A 21,080-nucleotide genomic window follows, 5' to 3' on the forward strand; every position below is an offset into this window, starting at 1 on the left:
GGTGAGCTATACGCTTTTTGAGGTCTGCACCGGTCTAGCGGTGCAGACTGGTTTGGCGGCCGATCAGTTCGCTCCGGACCCGGACACCACACCCGGGACAGGGAAGGCTCGGCACATCTCGACGCACTCTGACCTGAGGCGCGCGAGAACCGCATCGTCGCCGTTGGCCCGCAGAGCAGCCGCAATGAACTCGCCGATGCGACGCATTTCGGTCTCTTCCATGCCACGCGTCGTCGCCGCCGGTGTCCCGAGGCGAACTCCACTCGGCCTGAGCGGCGGGCGCGGATCGTCTGGAATAACCTGCTTGTTCGTGGTGATTGCTATGGCGTCGAGCACCTCCTCGGCTGCTCGCCCGTCAAGTCCGACGGACGCTGCCGTATCGACGACCATCATGTGATTGTCCGTTCCATCAGTCACCAGCTTCATGCCGCGCTCCATCAGTGCGCCGGCGAGAACCTTCGCGTTGCGCAAGACCTGCCGCGCGTAACCCTGGAAATCCGAGGTCGCCGCCCGCTTGAGCGTCACGGCAATCCCGGCCACGACATTCATGTGAGGCCCGCCCTGCAGCCCGGGAAAGACGGACGCATCGATCCGCCCCGCAATTTCCCTCCGGCACAGGATGATCCCGCCCCGAGGGCCGCGCAGCGTCTTGTGCGATGTCGTCGTCATGACGTCGAAGCCGGCATCAAGCGGATTGCGCATGACATCAGCGGCAACCAATCCGCCATAATGGCTCACGTCAGCCATCGTGAGCGCGCCAACTTCGTCGGCAATGCTTTTGAATGCGGCATAGTCGAGGTCGCGCGGATAGGAGCTGTAGCCGCACAACACCATCTTCGGACGCACTTTGCGCGCAATTGCGCGCAATTCGTCGAAATCTATCGCGCCTGATGAAGGGATCGTCTTGTAGCGCATGAAGTTGAACAAACGCCCCATGTGGGACACCGGCGCGCCGTGCGTGAGATGGCCGCCATGGGAGAGGTCCATGGCGAGAATGGTGTCGCCGGGATTCAACAGGCCGAGATAGACGGCCTGGTTCATCGGTGATCCCGAAAGCGGCTGAACGTTGGCGTGCTCGGCACGAAACAGCGAGCAGGCCCGCTGCCGTGCCAGGTTCTCGATTTCGTCCGTATAGTGCTGGCCGCCGTAATATCTGCGTCCAGGATATCCCTCGGAATATTTGTTGGTGAAGACCGATCCGAGCAGTTCGAGCACCTCCGGATAGGTGTAATTCTCCGACGGAATCAGTTCGACGCCGTCCTGTTGACGGCGCTCCTCCCCCGCAAGGGCGGCGGCGATCTCGGTATCGTTGATCGACAGTTCGTTGCGAAACGACGGCATGCTCGGGCTCCTCAACACGCTGTTTTTCCAGCAGATGGGTTGCCCAGGCGATCGGCGTCGGATCCGTTCGCGCTTCACCGTGGTCGTTTCCACGTTAGCTCGCCAGTCGCGCGAAAGAACGAATGAGCACGGGCTCTTCGCAAAGGAAGGTTAGCCGAGTTGCGAGGCGTCTGCAACTGCCAGTTCGTGCGGCCGTGGGTCACCAATGGCAGACAAGCTATCCGCGTACGAGCGTCACGCCGGTGATGAGGCACACAACGCCGATTCCTCGCAGGAGCGTGATGGGCGAGGCTGGCGCCTGCAGCCAGGGCGACGAGAGATGCGAGGAAATTCATGCCGCTACTTCAGACGCATAAGAGCAGGACCGGGGAGCTAGGCTGCCTCCCCTACATTGAGATTGCTCTGCAGCTGCGCTCGCCGCAGAAGCGTACGGGCGTAAGCCTCGGAGCTGAGGTCGCCCCGCCGGATTGCCTCGGCAGCGGCAGCAAGGCCGAGCGAGAGATGCTGGTCTGTCACTGCGTCGTTCGTCGAAGGATTGCTAGATATATCCGTCATGCTTCGTCGCTTGCGGAGCAAGCCGGCTGCGGCGGACCACAGCGGCTATCCCAAACCATTGAATGACACTCATCAGCTACGTATCTCGCTTTGGCAAAGGAGCGTCCTGTTGCGCCTCTTCGGGCACGAATGAAAAGCCGTTCGCACGACTGCGTATCCGACCGGCATGCGGGATGCCGAAGTGCGCCGGAAACATGAGGCTGTTATGTTCCGCGCAATGGCCGAGCACGCGCAGGCGCGATTGCATCGCTTGCTCCGGATTCATGCAGAACCGGCTGCTCCAGTCGGGGCGGTAGACTTGAATGGGATTATGCATGACGTCGCCGATGAAGAGGCCCTCATCCTCGCCACTCAGGAGCCGCAAGATCACGTGTCCAGGGGAGTGCCCCGGCGCCGGCTCGATCAAAAGGTTGTCGCCGAGCTGGTCGGTCGTGCTCACGACCTGTTCCTGCTTGGCGGCGATCACGGGCAGGACGGAGTCGGTGAAGACATCGCGCGGCTCCTCCGGCAGATGCGGATTGTGCGATGGGTTCCAAAAGTTCAGTTCCTCGCGAGAGAAGACATATCTCGCGTTTGGGAAGGTCGGGACCCAGCGGCCGTCGACCAATCGGGTATTCCAGCCGACGTGATCAACGTGAAGGTGGGTGCACAGCACATAGTCGATGTCCGCCGGCTCCAGGCCTGCGCTTCGGAGACGATCAAGATAAGGCGTGCCGAGTTGATGGAAATGCGGCGATGCCGGCCGGTTCTTGGCGTTGCCGCAGCAGGTGTCGACCAGAATGTTGTGATCGGGCGTCTGTATCAGCCAGGAATGTACCGACATGATGAACTGGTCGGTTGCAGCCACGTAGTGATGTGGTGCCATCCAATGCAGGTGCTCTTCGAGAACGGCTGGATCGAAGGCCGAGAGCAATTCCTGTGGCCTGAAAGCCGGCCCTAGAAGCTCCTCGATACGCGTGACGATCGTCGTGCCGATCCGCCATGTGAGATGGCTCGTCTGCGTCATGTGCTCTCCTCGACGGGTTCGATTCGAATGAAAGTGCGTGTCGCATGCAGACGGGCTCAAAAGGTCGCCGCCATGCGATCTGCAGCAGCGAGCCTTGCGTGCGCCACCAGCGGGAAATCGGGGATGCCGAGGTCTCATGAGGCGGCCAGCGGCGAGCTTGCCGCCGGCACGCCGCTCGCAAAACAGCTTGCTCAGGACGCTGAAGCTGCCTCGTCCGGCTGAAGGTATCGGGGGGCCGGCCGACCAGCAGCGAGCGAGGTTCGCATGCCCTGGCGAGCCGCCTCGAAAGCTGCCCAAACCGATTCATCCGCCACCGTCGGCAATGTGAGAATCTCGCCCCGGTCAAATCCGACCAGCGCGGCAGTGACGAGATCTTCGGGGTTCATGATCATCGAACGCGGGATGACGCTTTCCGGCACTTGGCCGCGCGCCCACATCTCCGTGTCGGTCGGACCAGGAAGCACGGCCTGAACCCGGATCCCTGCATCCCTGGTCTTGCCGGCGAGAGAGATGGTGAGATTGATCAAATAGTTCTTCGAGCCGCTGTACGCGCCGTCGAACATCTCGGGCGCGAACGCGGTCACCGAGCTGATGTTGACGATACCGCCGCCGCCGCGCTTGGCGAATGCCCGGGCAGCCGCAATGGAAAGCAGCGTTGGCGCCGTGATGTTGACGGCAATCAGCGTTTCGGCGTCGGGCAGACTATTCTGCAGCATGCCGCCCTGAAGCGAGATACCGGCGTTATTGACGAGAAAGGCAATGGATGCGTCATCGGCGATGCGATCCGCGAGCTTTGATACCTCGAACGACTTGGCAAGGTCCGCAACGATGACTTCGGCGTTTTGGCCGGTTTCCTGCCTGATCCGCAGGGCGTTGGCTTCAAGCCGCTCCGCGTTGCGGGCCACCATGATCAGGTCATAGCCCCGCCGAGCCAACTTACTTGCATAGACCGAGCCAATGCCCGTCGAAGCCCCGGTGACAATTGCCGTTCGAGCTGCCGTCTTGTTCATGACTTCCTCGCAAAAGCTGCGACCTTGGACCGCAAGACCGAAGAGAGAGAGCCCCCAATCCATGAGATTATGATTGTAATATCATATTACAACCGTAATACAATAGCTCTTGCTGCACAATAAGTTGTCCGGGTGTCGTCGATACGCCGATCCTCCGCGGCGTCGCTCCATCCGGACGTGCCGGTCGGACTGAAGCAGAGTTTCGCGACTGTCTTGCCGACGCGAGCAAGCTAATTCCGGATTGGCCGTCTTGGGCGCCCCGACGAGAAGCAGATTGGCCAGCCGGACTCCAACCGGCCTAATTGGTGCGGCGCCTACATCGCGGGAGAGCAGACCGGCGGAAAAGGAACAAAGCCCAGGCGATCTGATTGGAGGTTTACGGCTGAGCGGGACAGGCCCGAAAGCTGGGTAAGAAATTATTCCTGGAGGAGCGTCCTCACGACAAAGGGAGCAACCAATGGATCACGAGCGAAAATCATCAGAAGCGGGAAAGCGGGCCGCTGAGGGCTTGCGCGAGGCAACTGCCAAGGACGAAGCGAAACGCGAGAGCAAGATGGGGCACGATCTGGCAAAGGGCGCCGATCGCTTCGAAGAACGCTCAAGAAGCTCCGACGGAAGAAGCGCAGAAGAAAAACAAAAGGGGTAGATGCAAACGGCGGCCAGACGTGGCCTATCTCTTCGCAAACTGACGCCTGGTTCCAAGAAGACCGCGACGCGTTTCTTGGGATCGTTGGCACTTCGACGCGGTTGTCGTCCCGAGGACAACGGCGGCGGGCATGGACCAGGCGGGCATGGACCAGAAGCTGCACAAACCAAGCGAGCGCTTGCAACCATCGACCCCTGGATTTGTCAGGGTGCGTGGTGCGCGCGAGCATAATCTGAAGAACCTGGACGTCGACATTCCCCGGGACGCGCTGGTCGTGTTCACCGGCGTATCCGGCTCCGGAAAATCGTCTCTGGCGTTCGGGACGCTGTATGCCGAGGCGCAACGGCGCTACCTGGAATCCGTCTCGCCCTACGCCCGTCGCCTGTTTCACCAGATGGCAGTGCCTGAGGTGGACGAGGTCGAGGGGCTGCCGCCGGCGGTGGCGCTGCAGCAGCAACGGGGATCGTCGACCACGAGATCGAGCGTCGGCAGCGTCACGACGCTGTCGAACCTGCTTCGCATGCTCTATTCCCGCGCCGGCGACTATCCGAAGTCGCAACCTCTGCTTTATGCCGAGTCGTTCTCGCCCAATTCGGCGGAAGGGGCCTGCCCCAAGTGCCATGGCCTCGGGCGCGTCTACGACGTGACCGAACGCTCGATGGTGCCGGACGATACCCTCACCATTCGCCAGCGCGCCGTCGCGGCGTGGCCGACCGCATGGCACGGCCAGAACCTGCGCGATATCCTGACGACGCTTGGCTACGACGTGGACAGGCCGTGGCGTGAGCTTCCGAAAAAGGACCGCGACTGGATTCTGTTCACGGACGAGCAGCCCACGGTGCCTGTTTACGCCGGTTACGACGCCAAGGAAGTTCGCAGAGCGCTCCGGCGCAAGGAGGAGCCGAGCTATCAGGGCACTTTCACCGGCGCCCGTCGCTACGTCATGGAGACGTTCGCCAATACGACCAGCGCGATGATGAAGAAGCGCGTCTCGCAATTCATGTTGAGCGCTGAATGCCCGCTTTGCCACGGCAAGCGGCTCAAAGCCGAGGCGCTCTCGGTCAAGTTTGCCGGAATGGATATTGCCGAGATGGCTCGCCTTCCGTTGAAGCAATTGGCCGCGCTGATGCGGCCATATTGCGAAGGAAGAGTCGGCCGGCGGGACGCTCACCCGGAGAAGGCGATCGTCGTGCAGCGAATTGCGCAGGATCTGAGCGCACGACTTGGCGTTCTCCTCGACCTCGGTCTCGGTTACCTGACCCTCGAGCGCAGTACGCCGACTTTGTCACCGGGCGAGCTCCAGCGGCTGCGTCTGGCGACGCAAGTACGCTCAAACCTCTTCGGGGTGGTCTATGTGCTCGATGAACCGTCCGCCGGGCTGCATCCCTCCGACACGGAAGCGCTGCTCCGGGCGCTCGACAAGTTGAAGGCAGGCGGAAACTCGCTCTTTGTGGTCGAGCATGAGCTGGACGTGGTGCGACATGCCAACTGGATCGTCGACGTTGGGCCCGACGCCGGTCGGCACGGCGGCAATATCCTTTACAGCGGCCCTCTCGACGGATTGAAATCCGTCGAGACATCGCACACCGCAAGATACCTGTTTGGCCGGGTCCCACCGCCCCGGCAAAACCATCGCAATCCGAAAGGATGGCTCAAGCTGAGCGGTGTCGAGCGCAACAATCTCAGGGGGATCGATGTCGCCTTTCCGCTGGGTGTCCTGACATCAGTCACTGGCGTATCCGGGTCTGGCAAGTCCAGCCTTGTCAGCCAGTTCCTCGTGGAGGCGCTGAGTAGCCACTTCGGGCAGTCCCACGCATCCGACGATGTCGGCGAGGACATCCTTCAGCGCGCGCCTGTTGTCGCTTCGGGCGGCAAAATCACCGAAGGGCTTGATCGGTTGAAGCGGTTGGTCGTGGTGGACCAGAAGCCGATCGGAAGGACTCCCCGGTCCAATTTGGCGACCTACACCGGACTTTTCGACGAGGTGCGAAAGCTGTTCGCGCAGACGAAAGATGCGCGACGGCATCGCTTCGACGCCGGCCGATTCTCTTTCAACCTTCCGAAAGGGCGTTGTCCAAACTGCCAGGGAGAAGGATTTGTCTGCGTCGAGCTATTGTTCCTGCCCAGCGTCTATGCACCATGTCCGGAGTGCCAAGGCTCGCGGTATAATCCGGATACGCTGAAGATCAAGCTCAAGGGCAAGTCGATCGCGGACGTTCTGGCGATGACCGTCGATGAGGCCCATGCGTTTTTTGTGGGCGACGTCCACATTGCGAGGTCGCTCGACGTGATCCGGCAAGTCGGGCTCGGTTATATCCGTCTGGGCCAGCCGGCCACGGAGCTGTCCGGCGGCGAGGCACAACGGGTCAAGCTCGCCACCGAGCTCCAGCGCACCCAGCGAACGGGAAGCATCTATGTCCTGGACGAGCCGACCACCGGCCTGCATCCCTCGGATGTCGAGAAGCTGATTGTTCAGCTGAACGGACTGGTCGACGCCGGCAGCACCGTCATCGTCGTGGAGCACGACATGAGCGTCGTGGCCGCAAGTGATTGGGTGATCGACATCGGGCCAGGCGCCGGGGATGAGGGAGGACAGGTCGTCGCAGCCGGGCAGCCGCTGCAGATCGCGCAGCACCAAGCGAGCCGCACTGCGCCCTATCTGGCGCGAGCGCTGAAAGACTATCGGCTGCGATCACGAGGAGCAGCAGGAGCGACGGTCTCGCCACAATAGCTGACGAGCGCACTCCACGCGCGATCATCAAGAGGGACGGTCTCGACTGGCTCCGATTGCGGTCCCCGGCCCTTCTCGGACGTTTCATGAGCCCTCACGCCTCACCCTGTGATCAACGGAGCCCGATGCAGCCAGTCATCGCTGTGCAGTTGATCCAGCACGAATGTGGCGACGTCCTGTCGCGAGATGCTGCCGCCGCGGAAGCCGGAGAGATCCGTCAGGGCCCGCACCGCGCCGCCGCCGGGCTTGTCGTTCAGGATCGTCGGACGAACGAGGACCCAGTCGAGCCCGCTGTCCCTCACGATGGCCTCCTGCCTGTCCTTGTCGGCATATACGTTCTTCAGAAGCAGCGGGAAGATCACGCGATCGAACAGGAAGCCGCCATGCCCGCGGCTGTCGCCGGCGCCCATCCCCGTGATCGCAACCAGGCGAGCGACGTGCTCGGCCTTCATCGCCTGGACGAGCGCGCGCGTCGCGCTCGAGAGCAGCGTCACGTCGCGGAAGGGGCTCGCCGGCGTGCCGAGCGCGCTGACGACGGCGTCCTGTCCCCTCAGGGCTTCGCGAAGCACCTTCGCCTCGCGCGCCTCGCCGACGACGAGCCTGACGCCGTTCAGATCGCCGGCCTTCTGCGGTGACCGCACCAGCGCGGTGACCTGATGGCCGCGCGCCAGCGCCTGCTTGACGATCTGGCGTCCGGTGCCGCCGGTTGCGCCAAGAACCAGTATCTTCGTTGGGGACGCGTTCGCGTTATTGTCGATGAGGGTCGTCATTGTTGCCTCCATGATGCGGACTGATCGGGAACCAGATTGTTCGACGCGAAGGTGAATTGGTCAGAACGTGCCGTCGGCGAGCAGCTCGCGGGTGCGCTTGAGCGTCGACAGCAGCGCGGCCCTGTAGCCTCTGTCGCTGTCGAACTGCGCCTGCTCGGCCTGCTCCTCGGGACCATCAGGCTGCTTTCCGCGCAGGCCGAGATAGCAGTAGAATCTCAGCAGCAGCTCGCCGGCATCGTTCTCGACGATCTCGTTGATGATGGCGCCTTCACGCGGGCCGGTGGCCTGGAAGAACGTGACCTTGCTCTGCGGCTCGAGCGTGATGATCTCGCGCAGATCCGCGCCGGCGATGGTGGCTTCGCGCACGAAGTGCGTCGCGCTCTCCGCGACAACGTCGCAGCGCGTGCAGAGGCCGGGCGGCAGAAACAGGCGGGCGTCGCGCGCCTTGAGCTCCAGCCCTTTCCAGACCTGCTCGCGGCTCAGCCGGGTCTCGCCCTCGGGGTTCACGGGGACGGTGGCGGTCGAATAGATCATGACGATGGTCCTTGTTGCTGTGGTTGGCGTTCGGCGGCGACAGCTGCGCCGGCCGGGTTGGTGACCACGAAACTAGTGATCCAAAAGAATAGCGATAGCCGTTTATTTTGGACGCATCGTCTCACAGGTGGAACGGTCGTCAGATTTCCAGGAGCAGCCGCGACACGGCGTTTGCGCGCACGGCGCGTTTCAAGTGCGGCAGTTCGAAGAGAGAGTGCTCGGAAGCTGATCGGCGGCGCTCGGCTCGGAGGAGGTCGAGCCACGCGCCTATCGCAGCCGGAATTTGACCTGGGTCAAGGCCGAGAAACGCTCATCGGCACATCATTCTCGTGTGGCCGCCGCATGCGATTGCTTGCGGTCGGCAAAGCTCAGTCTGCGATCTCATGGAGGAAACAATGAGTTCCTCGAATTCTGCGATGAGCGACACGCATCGGCCAGTCAGCGAGACCACGCACGGGTCGGCGTCAATCTCATCACGTCCGGGCTCGCGACCACGATGGTCGCGATCGGAGGCAGAAAGCCCGTGAACGGGATCCAGGCAACGATGCGCTGATCCCCGCGCGCTCCGAGATAACCGACTTCAAGACCAAACGACAGGAGAACTCCTCATGAACAAGATGCTGGTTGCAGTTTTCGAAACCGAGGCTTCGGCATTCGAGGGCTTGAGCGCCCTGCGGGAGCTTCATCAGGAGGGCGACATCACGCTTTATGCCTCGGCGGTGGTCGTCAAGGACAAGGCGGGCAAGAACGAGGTCAAGCAGGCGGCTGACCAGGGCCCGGTGGGCACGGCTGTCGGCTTGGTCACCGGGAGTCTGATCGGGCTTCTCGCCGGCCCTGCCGGACTGCTCGTCGGCGCCTCGCTGGGTGGCCTCGGCGGCCTGGCTTTTGATCTCGACAGCAGCGGCATCAGCGCGGCGTTTCTCGATGAAGTCTCGAAAGAGCTTTCGCCCGGAAAGGCGGCCGTGCTGGCCGACGTCGGGGAAACCTGGATGACGCCCGTGGATACGCGTCTGCACAAGCTCGGCGCGACCGTCTTCCGCCGCCTGCGCTCTGAGGTCATCGAGGATCAACTCATGCGCGAGAGCGCTGCGTTCGAGGCGGAACTGAAGGCATTGCAGGACGATCTCAAGCATGCAGCCGCCGAAAACCGCGCGGCGATCCAAAAGGACATGGAGCAGGTCAAACTGCAGATCAACACAGTGCAAGAGCAGGCGAAGAAGCGACTTGATCAGGCCCGGGCCGAGACGGATGCGAGAATTCAGTCGCTGACGGAGCAGGCAAAGCAGGCCAGCGATCGCGCCAAGCGTCGCATCGACAAGCGCATCGCCGAGGTCAAGGCCGATTTCGACGTCCGCGCCAAGAAGCTCAACCAGGCGTGGACGTTGACCAGAGAGGCGCTGGCGGCCTAGGCGTGGGCTCCTCAGCTTGAAGGGCGCTCGGGTCAGACCGGGCGCCCGCAATCCCCTGAGCACCGCCAGGCTCGTCATGGTCCCGCCATGGCGAGGCGGAATCGTGCGCCTCTCGGCCGTCTCCCGAATCGCAGCAGTCTCGTTTCGCGATCGAGCACGTGCTAACCAGCACGCCCCGTCTTGCAAACGTGGACAGACGGCTCGCTCAAGGACACGCCATGAAAGCACCCGCAAATCTCGCCGAGAAGCTCGCAACCTTCACTGACCGGTTCTCCCCGCGCACGGTCGCGACCTATAACGACAATGACATCATGGTGGCGAAGCTCGAGGGGCCATTTCATTGGCACAAGCACGAGGATACGGACGACTTTTTTCTCGTGCTCAGCGGGACGCTGGATATCGAGCTGCGGGATCGCACCGTCACGCTCAACCCCGGCGAGGTTTTCGTCGTCCCCAAGGGCGTTGAGCACCGGCCCGTGGCGCGCGGCGAAGTGCACATCCTCTTGATCGAGCCGACGGGGACACCGAATTCCGGTGACAAGGCCACCGCGGCGCCTCGCATCCTGGTCTGATCAAGCCGCGCTCGCGATCAGAGCAATCGCCGCCGCGATCATCAGCGCGGCGGTGAGGCCATGGACGCCCAACGCCCTCGCCGTCGAGCCCCTCGCGGCGAGAATGAGCGACATGTCGCCCACAGGAATGATCGCTTCGATCAGCAGAACCAAACCGACCATTCGCGGGCCGCCCCACGCCATCAAGGCGAGCACGACCAGTCCCGAAACGACATCACGCACGCCCTTGAGACGAAGCCACCAGGCGACGTTCGGCCCTTGCTCGGGGAGCGGCAGGCCGAAACTCTGCGTCGCTCCCTTCGGATTGGCCAGATACATTAACCCGATGGCGATGATCCCGAGGGCCGCCAGCAACGCCACAGCGATTGAAAACCAGTACATCGACGCCTCCTTCTTCCATCGCAAAATAATCTAGCGTTGCTAGTTTATCAAGTAACGCTATAATACGGCATCATCACGGTTTGGAGATCAGGGTCTTGGGTGTCGCCGAGAGGAAAACCAGGGAGCGGGCCGATCGGGAGCATCGCATCACCGCGGCTGCGCGGCTGATCGCCGAACGCGCGGGATGGAGTGCCGTCACGATCCGCCGTCTCGCCGACGAGATCGAATACAGCCAGCCGGTGGTCTATTCTCACTTCGAGAACAGGGACGCGATCGTGACCGCTGTCGCGCTCGAAGGGTTCGGCGAACTCGCCAAAGCGCTTCGGAAAGCCGCGCAGCGGTCGAGCGATCGCGGAAAAGCAATTGAGAATGTCGCAATCGCGTATCTCGCCTTTGCGCGCCAGCATCCGGCGCTCTACGAGGCGATGTTCACCCTGCCGACCAGCCTCCGCTTCGCGGACGCCGACACCAGGCCGGAGTTGAAGGACGGTTTTGCGGCGCTGGCTTCCGTCGTGGCGCCATCGAGGAGCGACGTCGAGGTCGCGACCGAGACGTTCTGGGCCGCTCTCCATGGGCTGGCCGAGCTCGAGCGGTCCGGCCGGATCAGAAAGAGTGCACGTGACCAGCGAATAGCGCTGGTCGTCCGCGGACTTCTTGATGCCTGAGCAAGGCAAACGAACGCGCGCAGCCAGGCGCAAGCGGCGGCGCGTAAATTAGTGATCCGGAATTTGGCCAAATACCTTTATCTTTTGGCAGACCGTCTCATGGGTGGACCGTATGGATTTGCTTGCGCTTGCCGATTTCAACCTCGTTGCGCGACATGGAGGCTTCGCGAAGGCCGCCCGGGCCTCCGGACGGCCGAAGGCGACACTCTCGCGCCGGGTCTCCGAGTTGGAGAGCAGCCTTGACCTGCGCCTGTTCGAGCGCGGAGCGCGCACGGTGAAGCTCACCCAGGAAGGACGAGCGCTTCACGAGCGTACGGCGGCACTCCTCACCGATCTCGAACAGACGGCGGCGGCAATCGCCTCGGGCGGCGACAAGCCGCGCGGCCGGCTGCGGGTGAGCGCGCCTCTCTTGTTTTCGCAAACCGCGATGGGAAAGCTGGCGGCCGGCTTCGCGCTGAAATATCCCGATGTCCGGCTCGAGATCACGACGGAGGACCGCTCGGTCGACATGATCGAGGAAGGCTATGATCTTGTCATCAGGGTCAATCCGGATCCGGATGAAACACTGGTCGGACGAATCCTGATGCGCGACCAGCTGGTGGTGGTAGCGAGCCCCACGCTGAAGCGTCCGAAGGGCGATCGCGCCGTTCCGACCGTGGTACGGGGCGCAGGCGATCTGAGCCCCGCCTGGGATGTGACCACGCGGGGCCGGAAAGTTCGGATCACGACCGACCCGGTGCTTCGCCTGTCGTCGCTCATCATGGTGCGCGACGCTGTCCGGGCAGGCGTGGGCGCCGCGCGCCTTCCCGTGTCGCTCGTCAGTCGCGACCTTGGCGCCGGCAAGCTCGTCGCTTGGGGCGATGTCGACGGGCCGCCGATCGCGCTCTGGGCACTCTATCCGTCGCGCCGATTGCTGAGCGCCCGGGTATCGGCCTTTCTGGATTTCCTCAAGGGCGCCTTCCCCTCGGGTACACCCGAGGAGCTCGCCGCCTTCATCGATTAGGCGACCGGCCTGTCTTTGCGCACCACCCGGGTCAGCATCGGAAAATGCTTGTTGCCGCCCGCGAACGGGGGAAACTGCACGAAGTCCGCGCGCATGTGCTTGATCACGTCGGAGGCGAGTGCGTGCGCGAGGGCCGCTGGGCTGTCGAACACCAGCTTGTTGCGCTGCATGTGGTCGATGCGTTGCGACGGCAGGCGGTCGACCCAGTCGATGCGGGTGTAGATCTCGATCTGGCGGACATCGGGAAAGGTCCGCATGATCGAGGGGTGGTGCTCGAGATAATGCAGGTTCCAGGCGTTCATGTCCGCGGCCGGGCCGGGATAGTGCACGAGATAGCTGCACGGCGTTGTCGTGTCCGGCGGATGCTCGGCGACGTCGACGGGAAACGCACGTGTCAGCATCACCTGGTGCGTGACGTCGAGATCAGTGAGGCCGGAGTGTCCGGCGCCCGTCGCGAGGCTGGCCAGGATGCCGTCGCGCCCCATCGCCGCCTCGCAGGCAAACAGGTCGGGAAAGCGCAGCTGAAGCGCAAACACGGGGCCTGAGCCGTCGGCCTTGTAGGGATGGTCGACCGACTGTTCGAGCGGCGTGAACAGCATGGCCTCGGTCATCTCAGGGATCGATTTGACCAGCTCCGCAACGGCGTTCACCTCGTCGGGATGAACCCGGCGTTCGCCCGCGGAATCCGAGAATGTCATGAACAGCGAGATCATGCCGGCGTCGCCTCTGCGCCCTCGCCCGCATTCACATGCGGCACGAGCGCGGCTCTGATGTCATCGGGCCACGGGATCGCATGATGATCGACCAGCGAGGTCGCGGCAAGGATCTGGCGCGCACGCCAGCGCGGGCCGTTCGCGCCTGATATGACATGCTCCAGATGGAGCGATGATCCGCCGACCTTGACGATGCGCAGGTTGAAGGTCAGGAGATCGCCGAACATCGACGGCCGGGAGAAGTCGCACGCAAGATGTACCGTGGGCGTGCCGATCTTCCTGACGGTGATCAGCTCCGGCCATGGAAAACCGATGCTTGCCCAGAAATCCTCGACGACGCCGTTGAGGATGTTCAGGTAGGACGGGAAATACGCGATCCCCGAGGGATCGCAATCTCCGAACCTGAGCTCACGCTCGAACGCAAAATTCGTCATCAGATGGCGACAACCGGATGCCTGAGGACGCCGACGCCGTCGACCCCGGCCTCGACCACGTCGCCCGGCCACAGCCATTCCTGCGGGGTCATGCCGGCGCCGACGCCTTCGGGCGTTCCCGTTGCGATGATGTCGCCCGGCTCGAGCGTCATGCCCGACGAGATGTCCGAGATCAGCACCGGAATGTCGAAGATCATGTATTTGGTGTTGGAGTCCTGCTTCATGACGCCGTTCTTGGTCAGCCACAACCTGAGATCATGCGGATCGGGAATCTCGTCCGCGGTGACGATGCAGGGGCCGAACGGCGCATAGGTGTCCATGCCCTTGGAGAAGATCCACTGGCCGGCGCGGCGATTATCGCGCGCGGAAATGTCGATCATCACGGAATAGCCGAACACGTGATCCATCGCCTTGTCGGTGGAGATGCGCGTTGCGGTCTTGCCGATGATGACGGCGAGCTCGACCTCCCAGTCGAGCTGCTGCGTCATCTTGGCATTGTGCTGGATCGCACCGCCCGGACCGATCACAGAGGTCGGCGGCTTGGAGAAGACGACCGGCTGCTTCGGCAGGTCCTTGTCGGTGTCGAGTCTCTCTGCGGATTCGGCGACATGGGCCCGGTAGTTCAGCCCGATACCGAAAATGTTTTTCCGCGGCCGCGGGATCGGCGCCTGCAGCTTGACGTCCTCGACCGCAACCGCCGAGCCGGCCGGGAAGCGGCCATTGGCCTCCTCCAGTGCATCCCGGAGCGCCGGCAGCAGGGTCACGTTGTTGTCGATGAACGACAGCATACCATCCGGCCATGTCACGCCGCTGGACGCACCGAGGTGCTCGACATCGACGACCAATCCGTTGACCAGCGCGCCGAGGCGCGCACCGCTGGAGCCCAAAGTGTAGGTGACGAGACGCATGAAGGATTTTATCCGGCTGTTGTGGTTGAATTCTGCAAGGAGGCGTCAGGCCGCGACCGATTGGTAACCGCCATTGTCGCCATAGGCCTCTTCCCGGTAGAGCCCGAGGCCTTCGATCACAGGCAGATCGTTGAAGCAGAACAGGCAGGCATCTTCGCTCACGGAGGCATTGCCGTGCTCGTGCCAGGCCCAGGAGGGAACGCAGAAGATGTCGCGTTCCTCCCATTCGAGCCGCTTGCCGCCGATGATGGAATAGCCGCGTCCCTTGGCGACCTGGTAGAGGAAGCTGCCGGTGTGCCGGTGCGATCTTGTTTTCTCGCCGGGCCGCAGCAATTGCATGCTGGCGCCGATGGTCTGCATGACATGGCCGCCGGTGATGGGGTTGACGTAGTTCATGAGCGTGCCGTCGTAGGGCGAGCCCTCGGTCGCGGCGGCGTATTTCTGCAAGGACTCGTAGGTCGGCTCCCACTCATATTTGAACATCGGCGAATAGCCCTTCGACCATTTCGAGCCGGCTGGCCGCAGACCGGGATTGCCCCAGGTCTTGGTCATGTCGTCGACGGGATAGCCTGACTCTTCCTGCTGGATCTTGGGATGCACGACGAAGAAATTGGCTTCGAGCGCGTTGACCAGCGGGATGTCGAGGCCATCCTGCCAGATGCAGACCGAGCCGCCCGCCTCGACGCCATGCTCGTGCCAGGTGCCGTTCGGCGTCAGCACGAAATCCCGCGCGCCCAGCGTCATCTTGTGACCGTCGACGATGGTGTAGGCACCCGCGCCTTCCATGATGAAGCGCAAGGCGGAAGCCGAGTGAGCATGGGCGGTGGCGACCTCGCCGGGATGCATCACCTGCAATCCCGAATAGAGCCAGCCGACCGCGGCCGACACGTCGCGCCTTCCGGGATTGTTGAGGTAGATCACCCGCCGGCCCGCCTTCTCCGGCGAGACCAGCTCGACCGAGCGCAGCACATGCTCGCGCAGATCCTTGTAGCGCCAGAGCACGGGGACCGAGGCCGATTGCGGCGCCCACGGCTCGATCTTGTTGGCGACCGTCCACAGCGCGCCGGCTTCATACTTTTCGAGATCCTTGTAATAGGCCTTCAGCTCGGGGGTGTCCTCGACATTGGCCCGGCCGATCACGTTCTCGCGCATGCTGTCCTCCAAGTCGTGTCGCTTCAGCTAGAGCAAAGTGAATTGATTGAAGGGATGGGAGCCGCGGGCGCTTCACCTCTCCCGCTTGCGGGAGAGGTCGGCGCGTAGCGCCGGGTGAGGGTTCTCTCCTCTTGGGGGTTCTCGCGAGAGGAGACACCCTCTCCCCAACCCTCCCCCGCAGGCGGGGGCGGGAGCGCACCTTCGTTGCGGTTTGCAGCCGGGCTCAATCTCATCATCATTCCGATCTCAGCGGGATCGGCATAAAGCCCTGCTCCAGGGCATCGCCCTCGCCTGCAAGGCCTAGCGGCGCCAGGGGGCGCCTGTTGACCCGCAGATCAAACACGTCGAACCGGTTGTAGTGCCCGACGATGTCGTGCATCTGCTTCGGCTGGATGCAGCGATCGAGGTCGATGTCGGCATAGACGATGCCTTCGTCGTCGATCAGCGGCGTGCCGACCACGCGACCGTCAGGGCCGATGATGCCGGAGAAGGCGCTGGACTTGCGCTGCAAACGTGCGCGCGCGTCGGGAACGACTGATTCCATCGCCGCGATGATCTCTTCCGATACGGTCGAACAGGAGACGATGGTAAAGATCTTGCCTTCGAAGGAATGGGCGATGGCGCGCAGCTTGATCGCCTCCGCCATATCGTAATCCGGCGGCGCGACGGGAAGCGAGATGTAGCTGGCGACATGCACGAGCTCACCCTGGCCGAGTAGCGCAAAGCGCGCGAGCGTGTTGGTGTTCTCGCCGCAGGCAAGGCCGCCGAGACGCCCGATTTCGGTATCATAGACGCGCAGGCTCGAGCCGTCACCGCCGGTCCAGGTCAGCTTCTCTGCCCAGGTCGGCACCAGCTTGCGGTGCTTACCGAGCAACGCGCCATCGGGCCCGATGAACACCAGGGTGTTATAGATCGCGCCGAGCGAGACCGGGCTGCGCTCGTTGACGCCAAGGACAACGTAACAGCCGGCGTCGCGCGCGGCCTTCCGGACGATGTCGACCTCGGGCCCCGGCACCAGCACCGAGACCTTGGCAAGCTTCTCGAACCACGCACTGCCGGTGACGGGATCGGTGATCCAGTTCCAGTAGGGATAGCCGGGTACGAACACTTCGGGGAACGCGACCAGCCGGGCGCCATTGGCCGCCGCCTCACGCACCAGTGAGGCCGCCTTGTCGACGGTCGCGCTCGCATTGAGATAGACTGGTGAAGCCTGGACGGCGGCGGCTCTAAAGCGAGGCAGCTTCAGCATCGGCCCTACCCTGTCGGCTCGCTCATGACCGCCCGCCGGAAGTGCAGATCCGCAGGCGTGGTCGCATGGCGCGCGTTGACTTACTTCACATGTAAACGTATGCTATCGCATATTTCTGGAGGGTGCAATGGCTGAACGTTCCTTTGCTCGCGAAGTCGAGGATCTCCGGCTCGGCGATGGCGACACCTTTCGCGGCGAAGGCATCCTCGCCATCACCAAGGCGCTGCTGCAATCGGGCGTCGCCTATGTCGGCGGCTACCAGGGCTCGCCGATCTCGCATCTGATGGACGTGCTCGCCGACGCCAAGGACGTGCTCGACGATCTCGGCGTGGTGTTCCAGAGCTCCGCCAATGAAGCCGCCGCGGCGGCAATGCTGTCCGCTTCGGTGATGTATCCGCTGCGGGGCGCAGTGGCGTGGAAATCCACCGTCGGCACCAACGTCGCCTCGGACGCGCTCGCCAATCTCGCCTCGGGCGGCGTCACCGGCGGCACCATGATCATCGTCGGCGAGGATTATGGCGAGGGCTCCTCCATCATGCAGGAGCGCACGCACGCGTTTGCGATGAAGTCGCAGATGTGGCTGCTCGATCCCCGCCCCGACCATGAATGCATCGTCAACCTGATCGAGAAGGGCTTTGAGCTCTCGGAATTCTCGAACACGCCCGTGATGCTGGAGGTGCGCGTCCGCGCCTGTCACATGCACGGCAGCTTCGCCTGCAAGGACAATGTCAGGCCGGCGCATACCATCAAGGACGCGCTCAACAATCCCAAGCGCGACGTCAATCGCATCGTGCTGCCGCCGGCGGCCTATGAGCACGAGCAGGAGAAGATCAAGACGCGGATGCCCGCGGCCATCGGCTTTATCAGGGACAACAAGCTCAATGAGTGGATGGGGCCGAAGGAGGGCAAGGTCGGCATCATCATGCAGGGCGGCATGTACAACAATGTCATCCGCGCGCTGCAATATCTCGGGCTGTCGGACGCCTATGGCAATACGCAAGTGGCGCTCTACGTCATGAACGTCACCTACCCCGTGATCGACACGGAGGTTGCGGAATTCTGCGCCGGCAAGGACGCGGTACTCGTCGTCGAAGAGGGCCAGCCGGAATATCTGGAACAGGCCATCAACACGGTGCTGCGGCGCAGGGACATCCAGGCGCGCGTCCATGGCAAGGACGTGCTGCCGATGGGCGGCGATTACACGGCTCAGGTGCTGCTCGGCGGCGTCAGGGAGTTCCTGGAGAAGACCGAGCCGCGGCTGCTGGGCAACCGGCCGCCGGCGCCCGATGCCGCGCCCGTGCTCAATCACCCCGCGGTCGAGAAGCTCAAGCAGGTGGTGCCGGCGCGCCCGCCCGGGCTCTGCACCGGCTGCCCGGAGCGGCCGATCTTCGCCGCGATGAAGCTGGTCGAGGAAGAGCTCGGCCAGCATCACGTCTCGGCCGATATCGGCTGCCATCTGTTCTCGATCCTGCCGCCGTTCAACATCGGCGCGACCACGATGGGCTTCGGCCTCGGCCCGGCCTCGACCTCGGCCTTCAACGTCAAGGCCGACAAGCGCTCGATCGCGGTGATGGGCGACGGCGGCTTCTGGCACAACGGGCTGACCAGCGGCATCGGCAATGCCGTGTTCAACAAGCATGACGGCGTCTTCGTCATCGTCGACAACTACTACACCTCGGCGACCGGCGGTCAGGACATCCTGTCCTCGCGCGCGGTCAACAAGCGGCGCAAGACCAACAATTCGATCGTGCAGGCGGTGAAGGGCATCGGCGGCCAATGGGTGCGCCAGCTCGATCGCACCTATGATGTCGGCAAGATGCGCGACACGCTGAAGGAGGCGCTGACCACCAAGGAGGAAGGTCCCAAGGTCATCGTCGCCTCCTCCGAATGCATGCTGAACAAGCAGCGCCGTGTGAAGCCGCAGATGAGCAAGGCGATCAAGGACGGCGTGCGCATCGTCAAGGAGCGCTTTGGTGTCGACGAGGACGTCTGCACCGGCGACCATGCCTGCATCCGGCTCTCCGGCTGCCCGTCGCTGTCGGTGAAGCAGCTCGACGATCCCTTGCGCGATGATCCCGTCGCGGCGATCGACAATTCCTGCGTCGGCTGCGGCAATTGCGGCGAGGTCTCCGAGGCCGCGGTGCTCTGCCCGTCGTTCTATCGCGCCGACGTCATCCACAATCCGAGCCATTGGGACAAGTTCAAGTCGAAGATCGCGATGAGCGTGATCGGCTGGCTGCAGCGCCGGCGCGACCGCCGGCGGCCGGCACTCGAGGCACTGGTATGAGGGACGAGACGGTCCGGCTGGCCCTGCCCGCTTCAGGTGAAGCAACCGAGCGGCCGATCTCCATTGCGATCGTTGCGATGGGCGGCCAGGGCGGCGGCGTGCTGACTGACTGGATCGTGCAGCTCGCCGAGAACCATGGCTGGGTCGCGCAATCGACCTCGGTGCCCGGTGTCGCCCAGCGCACCGGCGCCACGATCTACTATATCGAGGCGATGACGCCGCTCGATGGCCGCAAGCCGATCCTGTCGCTGATGCCGACCCCCGGCGATGTCGACGTGGTGATGGCGGCGGAGTTCATGGAGGCGGGTCGGTCGATCCTGCGCGGCCTGGTGACGCCTGACCGTACCACGCTGATCGCGTCCAACCACCGCTCGTTCGCGGTCGGCGAGAAGATCGCGCCGGGCAACGGCATCGCCGACAGCGGCGCCGTCACCGGCGCCATCGGCATTGCGGCGAAGACCGAGATCATCTTCGACCTCAATGCGCTGGCGATCGCCCATGGCAGCGTCATCTCGGCGGCGATGTTCGGCGCGCTCGCCGCGTCCGATGTGCTGCCGTTCAGCCGCGACAGCTATCTCGACGTGATCCGCGCCGGCGGCAAGGGCGCCAAGGCCAGCGTCGAGACCTTCGAGGCCGCCTTCGAGCGCGTCAAGACCGGCCCGGCCGAGCCAGCAGCACCGGCGCAAGCCGAGCCGGCCAATAAGACGCCCTTCTCAGCAACGCCCGGTCCGCAACTCGGCGCGCTCATTGCGAGATTGAATCAGGAACTTCCTGTTTCAGCGCTTCCCATGGCGCGCGCCGGCTTGAGAAAGGTCGTCGACTTCCAGGACGTCGCCTATGGCGCCGAATATCTCGACATCCTCAAGGAGCTGCACGCGGCCGACCGCAACGCCGGCGGCGGCGCGCACGCCTATGCCTTTACGGAGGCCGCGGCAAAGTATCTCGCCAACGCGATGAGCTATGACGACGTGATCCGCGTCGCCGATCTCAAGACCCGCGCCGGCCGCCGCGCGCGCATCGAGAGCGAGCTCGAGATGACGGACGGACAGGTGCTCCACACCACCGAATTCATGCATCCCCGCATGGAGGAAGTGATGGGCATGCTGCCTGCCGGCTTTGGCCGCTGGCTCGGCACGCGGCCACGCCTCGTCGGCTGGCTCGATCGCCGCGTCAACAAAGGGCGGCGGGTGCGGACCTATTCGTTGCCCTGGTTCCTGGTGCTCTATGTCGTCGGCGGCATGCGCGGCCTGCGCCGTCGCTCGCTGCGTCACGCTATCGAGACGGCGCACCGGGATGCCTGGCTGAAGGCCGCGCTAGGGGCGGTCGGCACAAATTACCAGCTCGGCGTCGAGATCCTGCAATGCCGCCGCCTGGTCAAGGGCTATTCCGATACCCACAGCCGGGGCCTGTCGAAGTTCGACAAGACGCTGGCTGCGATCAAGCTGATCGAGCGCCGCGAGGATGCCGCCGACTGGGCTCGCCGCCTGCGCGAGGCCGCGCTGAAGGACAGCGCCGGCACGGCGCTCGACGGCGTGATCCAGACCATCAAGACCTTTGCATGATTCAAACCGCGCAGGATGCAGGATTGGATTGCCGTTCGCCCGCGGGGACGTCAGGATCAGGCGGCTTGACTACGATTCTCAAGTCGTTCATCGGAGCGACAAATCCGCGATAATCCCCTTAAGCTCGACGAGACATTCTGTCCTCAATGGTC

General features: G+C 63.4%; 19 protein-coding genes and 1 riboswitch. Of the genes, 8 read left to right on the top strand and 11 right to left on the bottom strand.

Translation table 11 applies throughout. The features are described 5' to 3' along the window. Positions 1–63 precede the first annotated feature (63 nt). The 3 genes from glyA to XH80_RS31955 form a co-directional block, all read right to left on the bottom strand. Positions 64–1,341 carry a serine hydroxymethyltransferase gene (glyA, locus tag XH80_RS31945; protein ID WP_271602037.1) on the bottom strand — a complete coding sequence of 426 codons (1,278 nt, stop codon included), beginning with the start codon at positions 1,339–1,341 and terminating at the stop codon, positions 64–66. Between the two features lie 34 nt (positions 1,342–1,375). Continuing rightward, a riboswitch (ZMP/ZTP riboswitch) is annotated at positions 1,376–1,461 on the bottom strand. A 511-nt stretch (positions 1,462–1,972) separates the two neighbouring features. Then, positions 1,973–2,902 (bottom strand): MBL fold metallo-hydrolase, encoded by a 930-nt coding sequence (locus XH80_RS31950; RefSeq protein ID WP_271602038.1) that lies wholly within the window; start codon positions 2,900–2,902, stop codon positions 1,973–1,975. A gap of 191 nt (positions 2,903–3,093) precedes the next feature. After that, positions 3,094–3,912 carry an SDR family NAD(P)-dependent oxidoreductase gene (locus XH80_RS31955; RefSeq protein WP_271602039.1) on the bottom strand — a complete coding sequence of 273 codons (819 nt, stop codon included), beginning with the start codon at positions 3,910–3,912 and terminating at the stop codon, positions 3,094–3,096. Positions 3,913–4,369: 457 nt separating this feature from the next. On the opposite strand from XH80_RS31955, the gene XH80_RS31960 reads away from it, so the two are divergent. Together XH80_RS31960 and XH80_RS31965 are read left to right on the top strand one after the other, a co-directional pair. Next, positions 4,370–4,558 (top strand): hypothetical protein, encoded by a 189-nt coding sequence (locus XH80_RS31960; RefSeq protein ID WP_271602040.1) that lies wholly within the window; start codon positions 4,370–4,372, stop codon positions 4,556–4,558. Between the two features lie 145 nt (positions 4,559–4,703). Continuing rightward, complete coding sequence (locus XH80_RS31965) at positions 4,704–7,289, top strand: excinuclease ABC subunit UvrA (RefSeq protein ID WP_271602343.1); 2,586 nt, start codon at positions 4,704–4,706, stop codon at positions 7,287–7,289. A gap of 101 nt (positions 7,290–7,390) precedes the next feature. Here XH80_RS31965 and XH80_RS31970 read toward each other — a convergent pair whose 3' ends face one another. Continuing rightward, positions 7,391–8,059, bottom strand: coding sequence for an NAD(P)-dependent oxidoreductase (locus tag XH80_RS31970; RefSeq protein ID WP_271602041.1), 669 nt, complete (start codon positions 8,057–8,059; stop codon positions 7,391–7,393). A gap of 60 nt (positions 8,060–8,119) precedes the next feature. Continuing rightward, positions 8,120–8,593, bottom strand: coding sequence for an SRPBCC family protein (locus tag XH80_RS31975; RefSeq protein ID WP_271602042.1), 474 nt, complete (start codon positions 8,591–8,593; stop codon positions 8,120–8,122). A gap of 608 nt (positions 8,594–9,201) precedes the next feature. Here XH80_RS31975 and XH80_RS31980 point away from each other — a divergent pair. Together XH80_RS31980 and XH80_RS31985 are read left to right on the top strand one after the other, a co-directional pair. Continuing rightward, a complete protein-coding gene (locus XH80_RS31980) occupies positions 9,202–10,002 on the top strand; it encodes a DUF1269 domain-containing protein (RefSeq protein ID WP_271602043.1) in 801 nt (266 codons plus the stop codon). Between the two features lie 218 nt (positions 10,003–10,220). After that, the gene (locus tag XH80_RS31985) at positions 10,221–10,574 is read left to right on the top strand and encodes a cupin domain-containing protein (RefSeq protein WP_036024830.1); all 354 of its coding nucleotides are present in this window, start codon (positions 10,221–10,223) and stop codon (positions 10,572–10,574) included. Here XH80_RS31985 and XH80_RS31990 read toward each other — a convergent pair whose 3' ends face one another. Further along, complete coding sequence (locus XH80_RS31990; RefSeq protein WP_271602044.1) at positions 10,575–10,955, bottom strand: DUF4267 domain-containing protein; 381 nt, start codon at positions 10,953–10,955, stop codon at positions 10,575–10,577. 95 nt (positions 10,956–11,050) lie between these two features. Between XH80_RS31990 and XH80_RS31995 the strand changes: the two genes are divergently transcribed. Both XH80_RS31995 and XH80_RS32000 read left to right on the top strand, forming a co-directional pair. After that, the gene (locus tag XH80_RS31995; protein WP_271602045.1) at positions 11,051–11,620 is read left to right on the top strand and encodes a TetR/AcrR family transcriptional regulator; all 570 of its coding nucleotides are present in this window, start codon (positions 11,051–11,053) and stop codon (positions 11,618–11,620) included. A gap of 112 nt (positions 11,621–11,732) precedes the next feature. Beyond that, positions 11,733–12,623, top strand: coding sequence for a LysR family transcriptional regulator (locus XH80_RS32000; RefSeq protein ID WP_271602046.1), 891 nt, complete (start codon positions 11,733–11,735; stop codon positions 12,621–12,623). Here XH80_RS32000 and XH80_RS32005 read toward each other — a convergent pair. The 5 genes from XH80_RS32005 to XH80_RS32025 form a co-directional block, all read right to left on the bottom strand. Next, entirely contained in the window at positions 12,620–13,336 is a 717-nt protein-coding gene (locus tag XH80_RS32005) for a hypothetical protein (protein WP_271602047.1), read from the bottom strand. The genes XH80_RS32000 and XH80_RS32005 overlap by 4 nt on opposite strands. Beyond that, on the bottom strand, positions 13,333–13,770 hold the full coding sequence (locus XH80_RS32010; protein ID WP_271602048.1) for an acyl-CoA thioesterase: 438 nt from the start codon (positions 13,768–13,770) through the stop codon (positions 13,333–13,335). The genes XH80_RS32005 and XH80_RS32010 overlap by 4 nt, the downstream gene beginning before the upstream one ends. Next, the gene (locus XH80_RS32015) at positions 13,770–14,678 is read right to left on the bottom strand and encodes a fumarylacetoacetate hydrolase family protein (RefSeq protein ID WP_271602049.1); all 909 of its coding nucleotides are present in this window, start codon (positions 14,676–14,678) and stop codon (positions 13,770–13,772) included. The genes XH80_RS32010 and XH80_RS32015 overlap by 1 nt, the downstream gene beginning before the upstream one ends. A 45-nt stretch (positions 14,679–14,723) precedes the next feature. Next, a complete protein-coding gene (locus tag XH80_RS32020) occupies positions 14,724–15,830 on the bottom strand; it encodes a cupin domain-containing protein (RefSeq protein ID WP_271602050.1) in 1,107 nt (368 codons plus the stop codon). Between the two features lie 235 nt (positions 15,831–16,065). Beyond that, on the bottom strand, positions 16,066–17,079 hold the full coding sequence (locus XH80_RS32025) for a carbon-nitrogen hydrolase family protein (RefSeq protein ID WP_271602051.1): 1,014 nt from the start codon (positions 17,077–17,079) through the stop codon (positions 16,066–16,068). A gap of 127 nt (positions 17,080–17,206) precedes the next feature. On the opposite strand from XH80_RS32025, the gene XH80_RS32030 reads away from it, so the two are divergent. Together XH80_RS32030 and XH80_RS32035 are read left to right on the top strand one after the other, a co-directional pair. Continuing rightward, positions 17,207–19,366 (top strand): indolepyruvate ferredoxin oxidoreductase subunit alpha, encoded by a 2,160-nt coding sequence (locus tag XH80_RS32030; protein WP_271602052.1) that lies wholly within the window; start codon positions 17,207–17,209, stop codon positions 19,364–19,366. Next, positions 19,363–20,928 (top strand): indolepyruvate oxidoreductase subunit beta family protein, encoded by a 1,566-nt coding sequence (locus XH80_RS32035; protein ID WP_271602053.1) that lies wholly within the window; start codon positions 19,363–19,365, stop codon positions 20,926–20,928. The genes XH80_RS32030 and XH80_RS32035 overlap by 4 nt, the downstream gene beginning before the upstream one ends. The last annotated feature ends 152 nt before the right edge of the window (positions 20,929–21,080 follow it).

Source organism: Bradyrhizobium sp. CCBAU 45384, from assembly GCF_028128665.1.
In the GTDB taxonomy this organism is placed as follows: Bacteria; Pseudomonadota; Alphaproteobacteria; order Rhizobiales; family Xanthobacteraceae; genus Bradyrhizobium; species Bradyrhizobium manausense.

Bases quoted from the DNA above. Each gene is read 5' to 3' on its own strand.
- XH80_RS31960 (WP_271602040.1), top strand. From the start codon at position 4,370: ATGGATCACGAGCGAAAATCATCAGAAGCGGGAAAGCGGGCCGCTGAG.
- glyA (WP_271602037.1), bottom strand. From the start codon at position 1,341: ATGCCGTCGTTTCGCAACGAACTGTCGATCAACGATACCGAGATCGCC.
- XH80_RS32015 (WP_271602049.1), bottom strand. From the start codon at position 14,678: ATGCGTCTCGTCACCTACACTTTGGGCTCCAGCGGTGCGCGCCTCGGC.
- XH80_RS32035 (WP_271602053.1), top strand. From the start codon at position 19,363: ATGAGGGACGAGACGGTCCGGCTGGCCCTGCCCGCTTCAGGTGAAGCA.
- XH80_RS32000 (WP_271602046.1), top strand. From the start codon at position 11,733: ATGGATTTGCTTGCGCTTGCCGATTTCAACCTCGTTGCGCGACATGGA.
- XH80_RS31990 (WP_271602044.1), bottom strand. From the start codon at position 10,955: ATGTACTGGTTTTCAATCGCTGTGGCGTTGCTGGCGGCCCTCGGGATC.
- XH80_RS31985 (WP_036024830.1), top strand. From the start codon at position 10,221: ATGAAAGCACCCGCAAATCTCGCCGAGAAGCTCGCAACCTTCACTGAC.
- XH80_RS32020 (WP_271602050.1), bottom strand. From the start codon at position 15,830: ATGCGCGAGAACGTGATCGGCCGGGCCAATGTCGAGGACACCCCCGAG.
- XH80_RS32010 (WP_271602048.1), bottom strand. From the start codon at position 13,770: ATGACGAATTTTGCGTTCGAGCGTGAGCTCAGGTTCGGAGATTGCGAT.
- XH80_RS32025 (WP_271602051.1), bottom strand. From the start codon at position 17,079: ATGCTGAAGCTGCCTCGCTTTAGAGCCGCCGCCGTCCAGGCTTCACCA.
- XH80_RS31970 (WP_271602041.1), bottom strand. From the start codon at position 8,059: ATGACGACCCTCATCGACAATAACGCGAACGCGTCCCCAACGAAGATA.
- XH80_RS32030 (WP_271602052.1), top strand. From the start codon at position 17,207: ATGGCTGAACGTTCCTTTGCTCGCGAAGTCGAGGATCTCCGGCTCGGC.
- XH80_RS31980 (WP_271602043.1), top strand. From the start codon at position 9,202: ATGAACAAGATGCTGGTTGCAGTTTTCGAAACCGAGGCTTCGGCATTC.
- XH80_RS31955 (WP_271602039.1), bottom strand. From the start codon at position 3,912: ATGAACAAGACGGCAGCTCGAACGGCAATTGTCACCGGGGCTTCGACG.
- XH80_RS31975 (WP_271602042.1), bottom strand. From the start codon at position 8,593: ATGATCTATTCGACCGCCACCGTCCCCGTGAACCCCGAGGGCGAGACC.
- XH80_RS31950 (WP_271602038.1), bottom strand. From the start codon at position 2,902: ATGACGCAGACGAGCCATCTCACATGGCGGATCGGCACGACGATCGTC.
- XH80_RS32005 (WP_271602047.1), bottom strand. From the start codon at position 13,336: ATGATCTCGCTGTTCATGACATTCTCGGATTCCGCGGGCGAACGCCGG.
- XH80_RS31965 (WP_271602343.1), top strand. From the start codon at position 4,704: ATGGACCAGAAGCTGCACAAACCAAGCGAGCGCTTGCAACCATCGACC.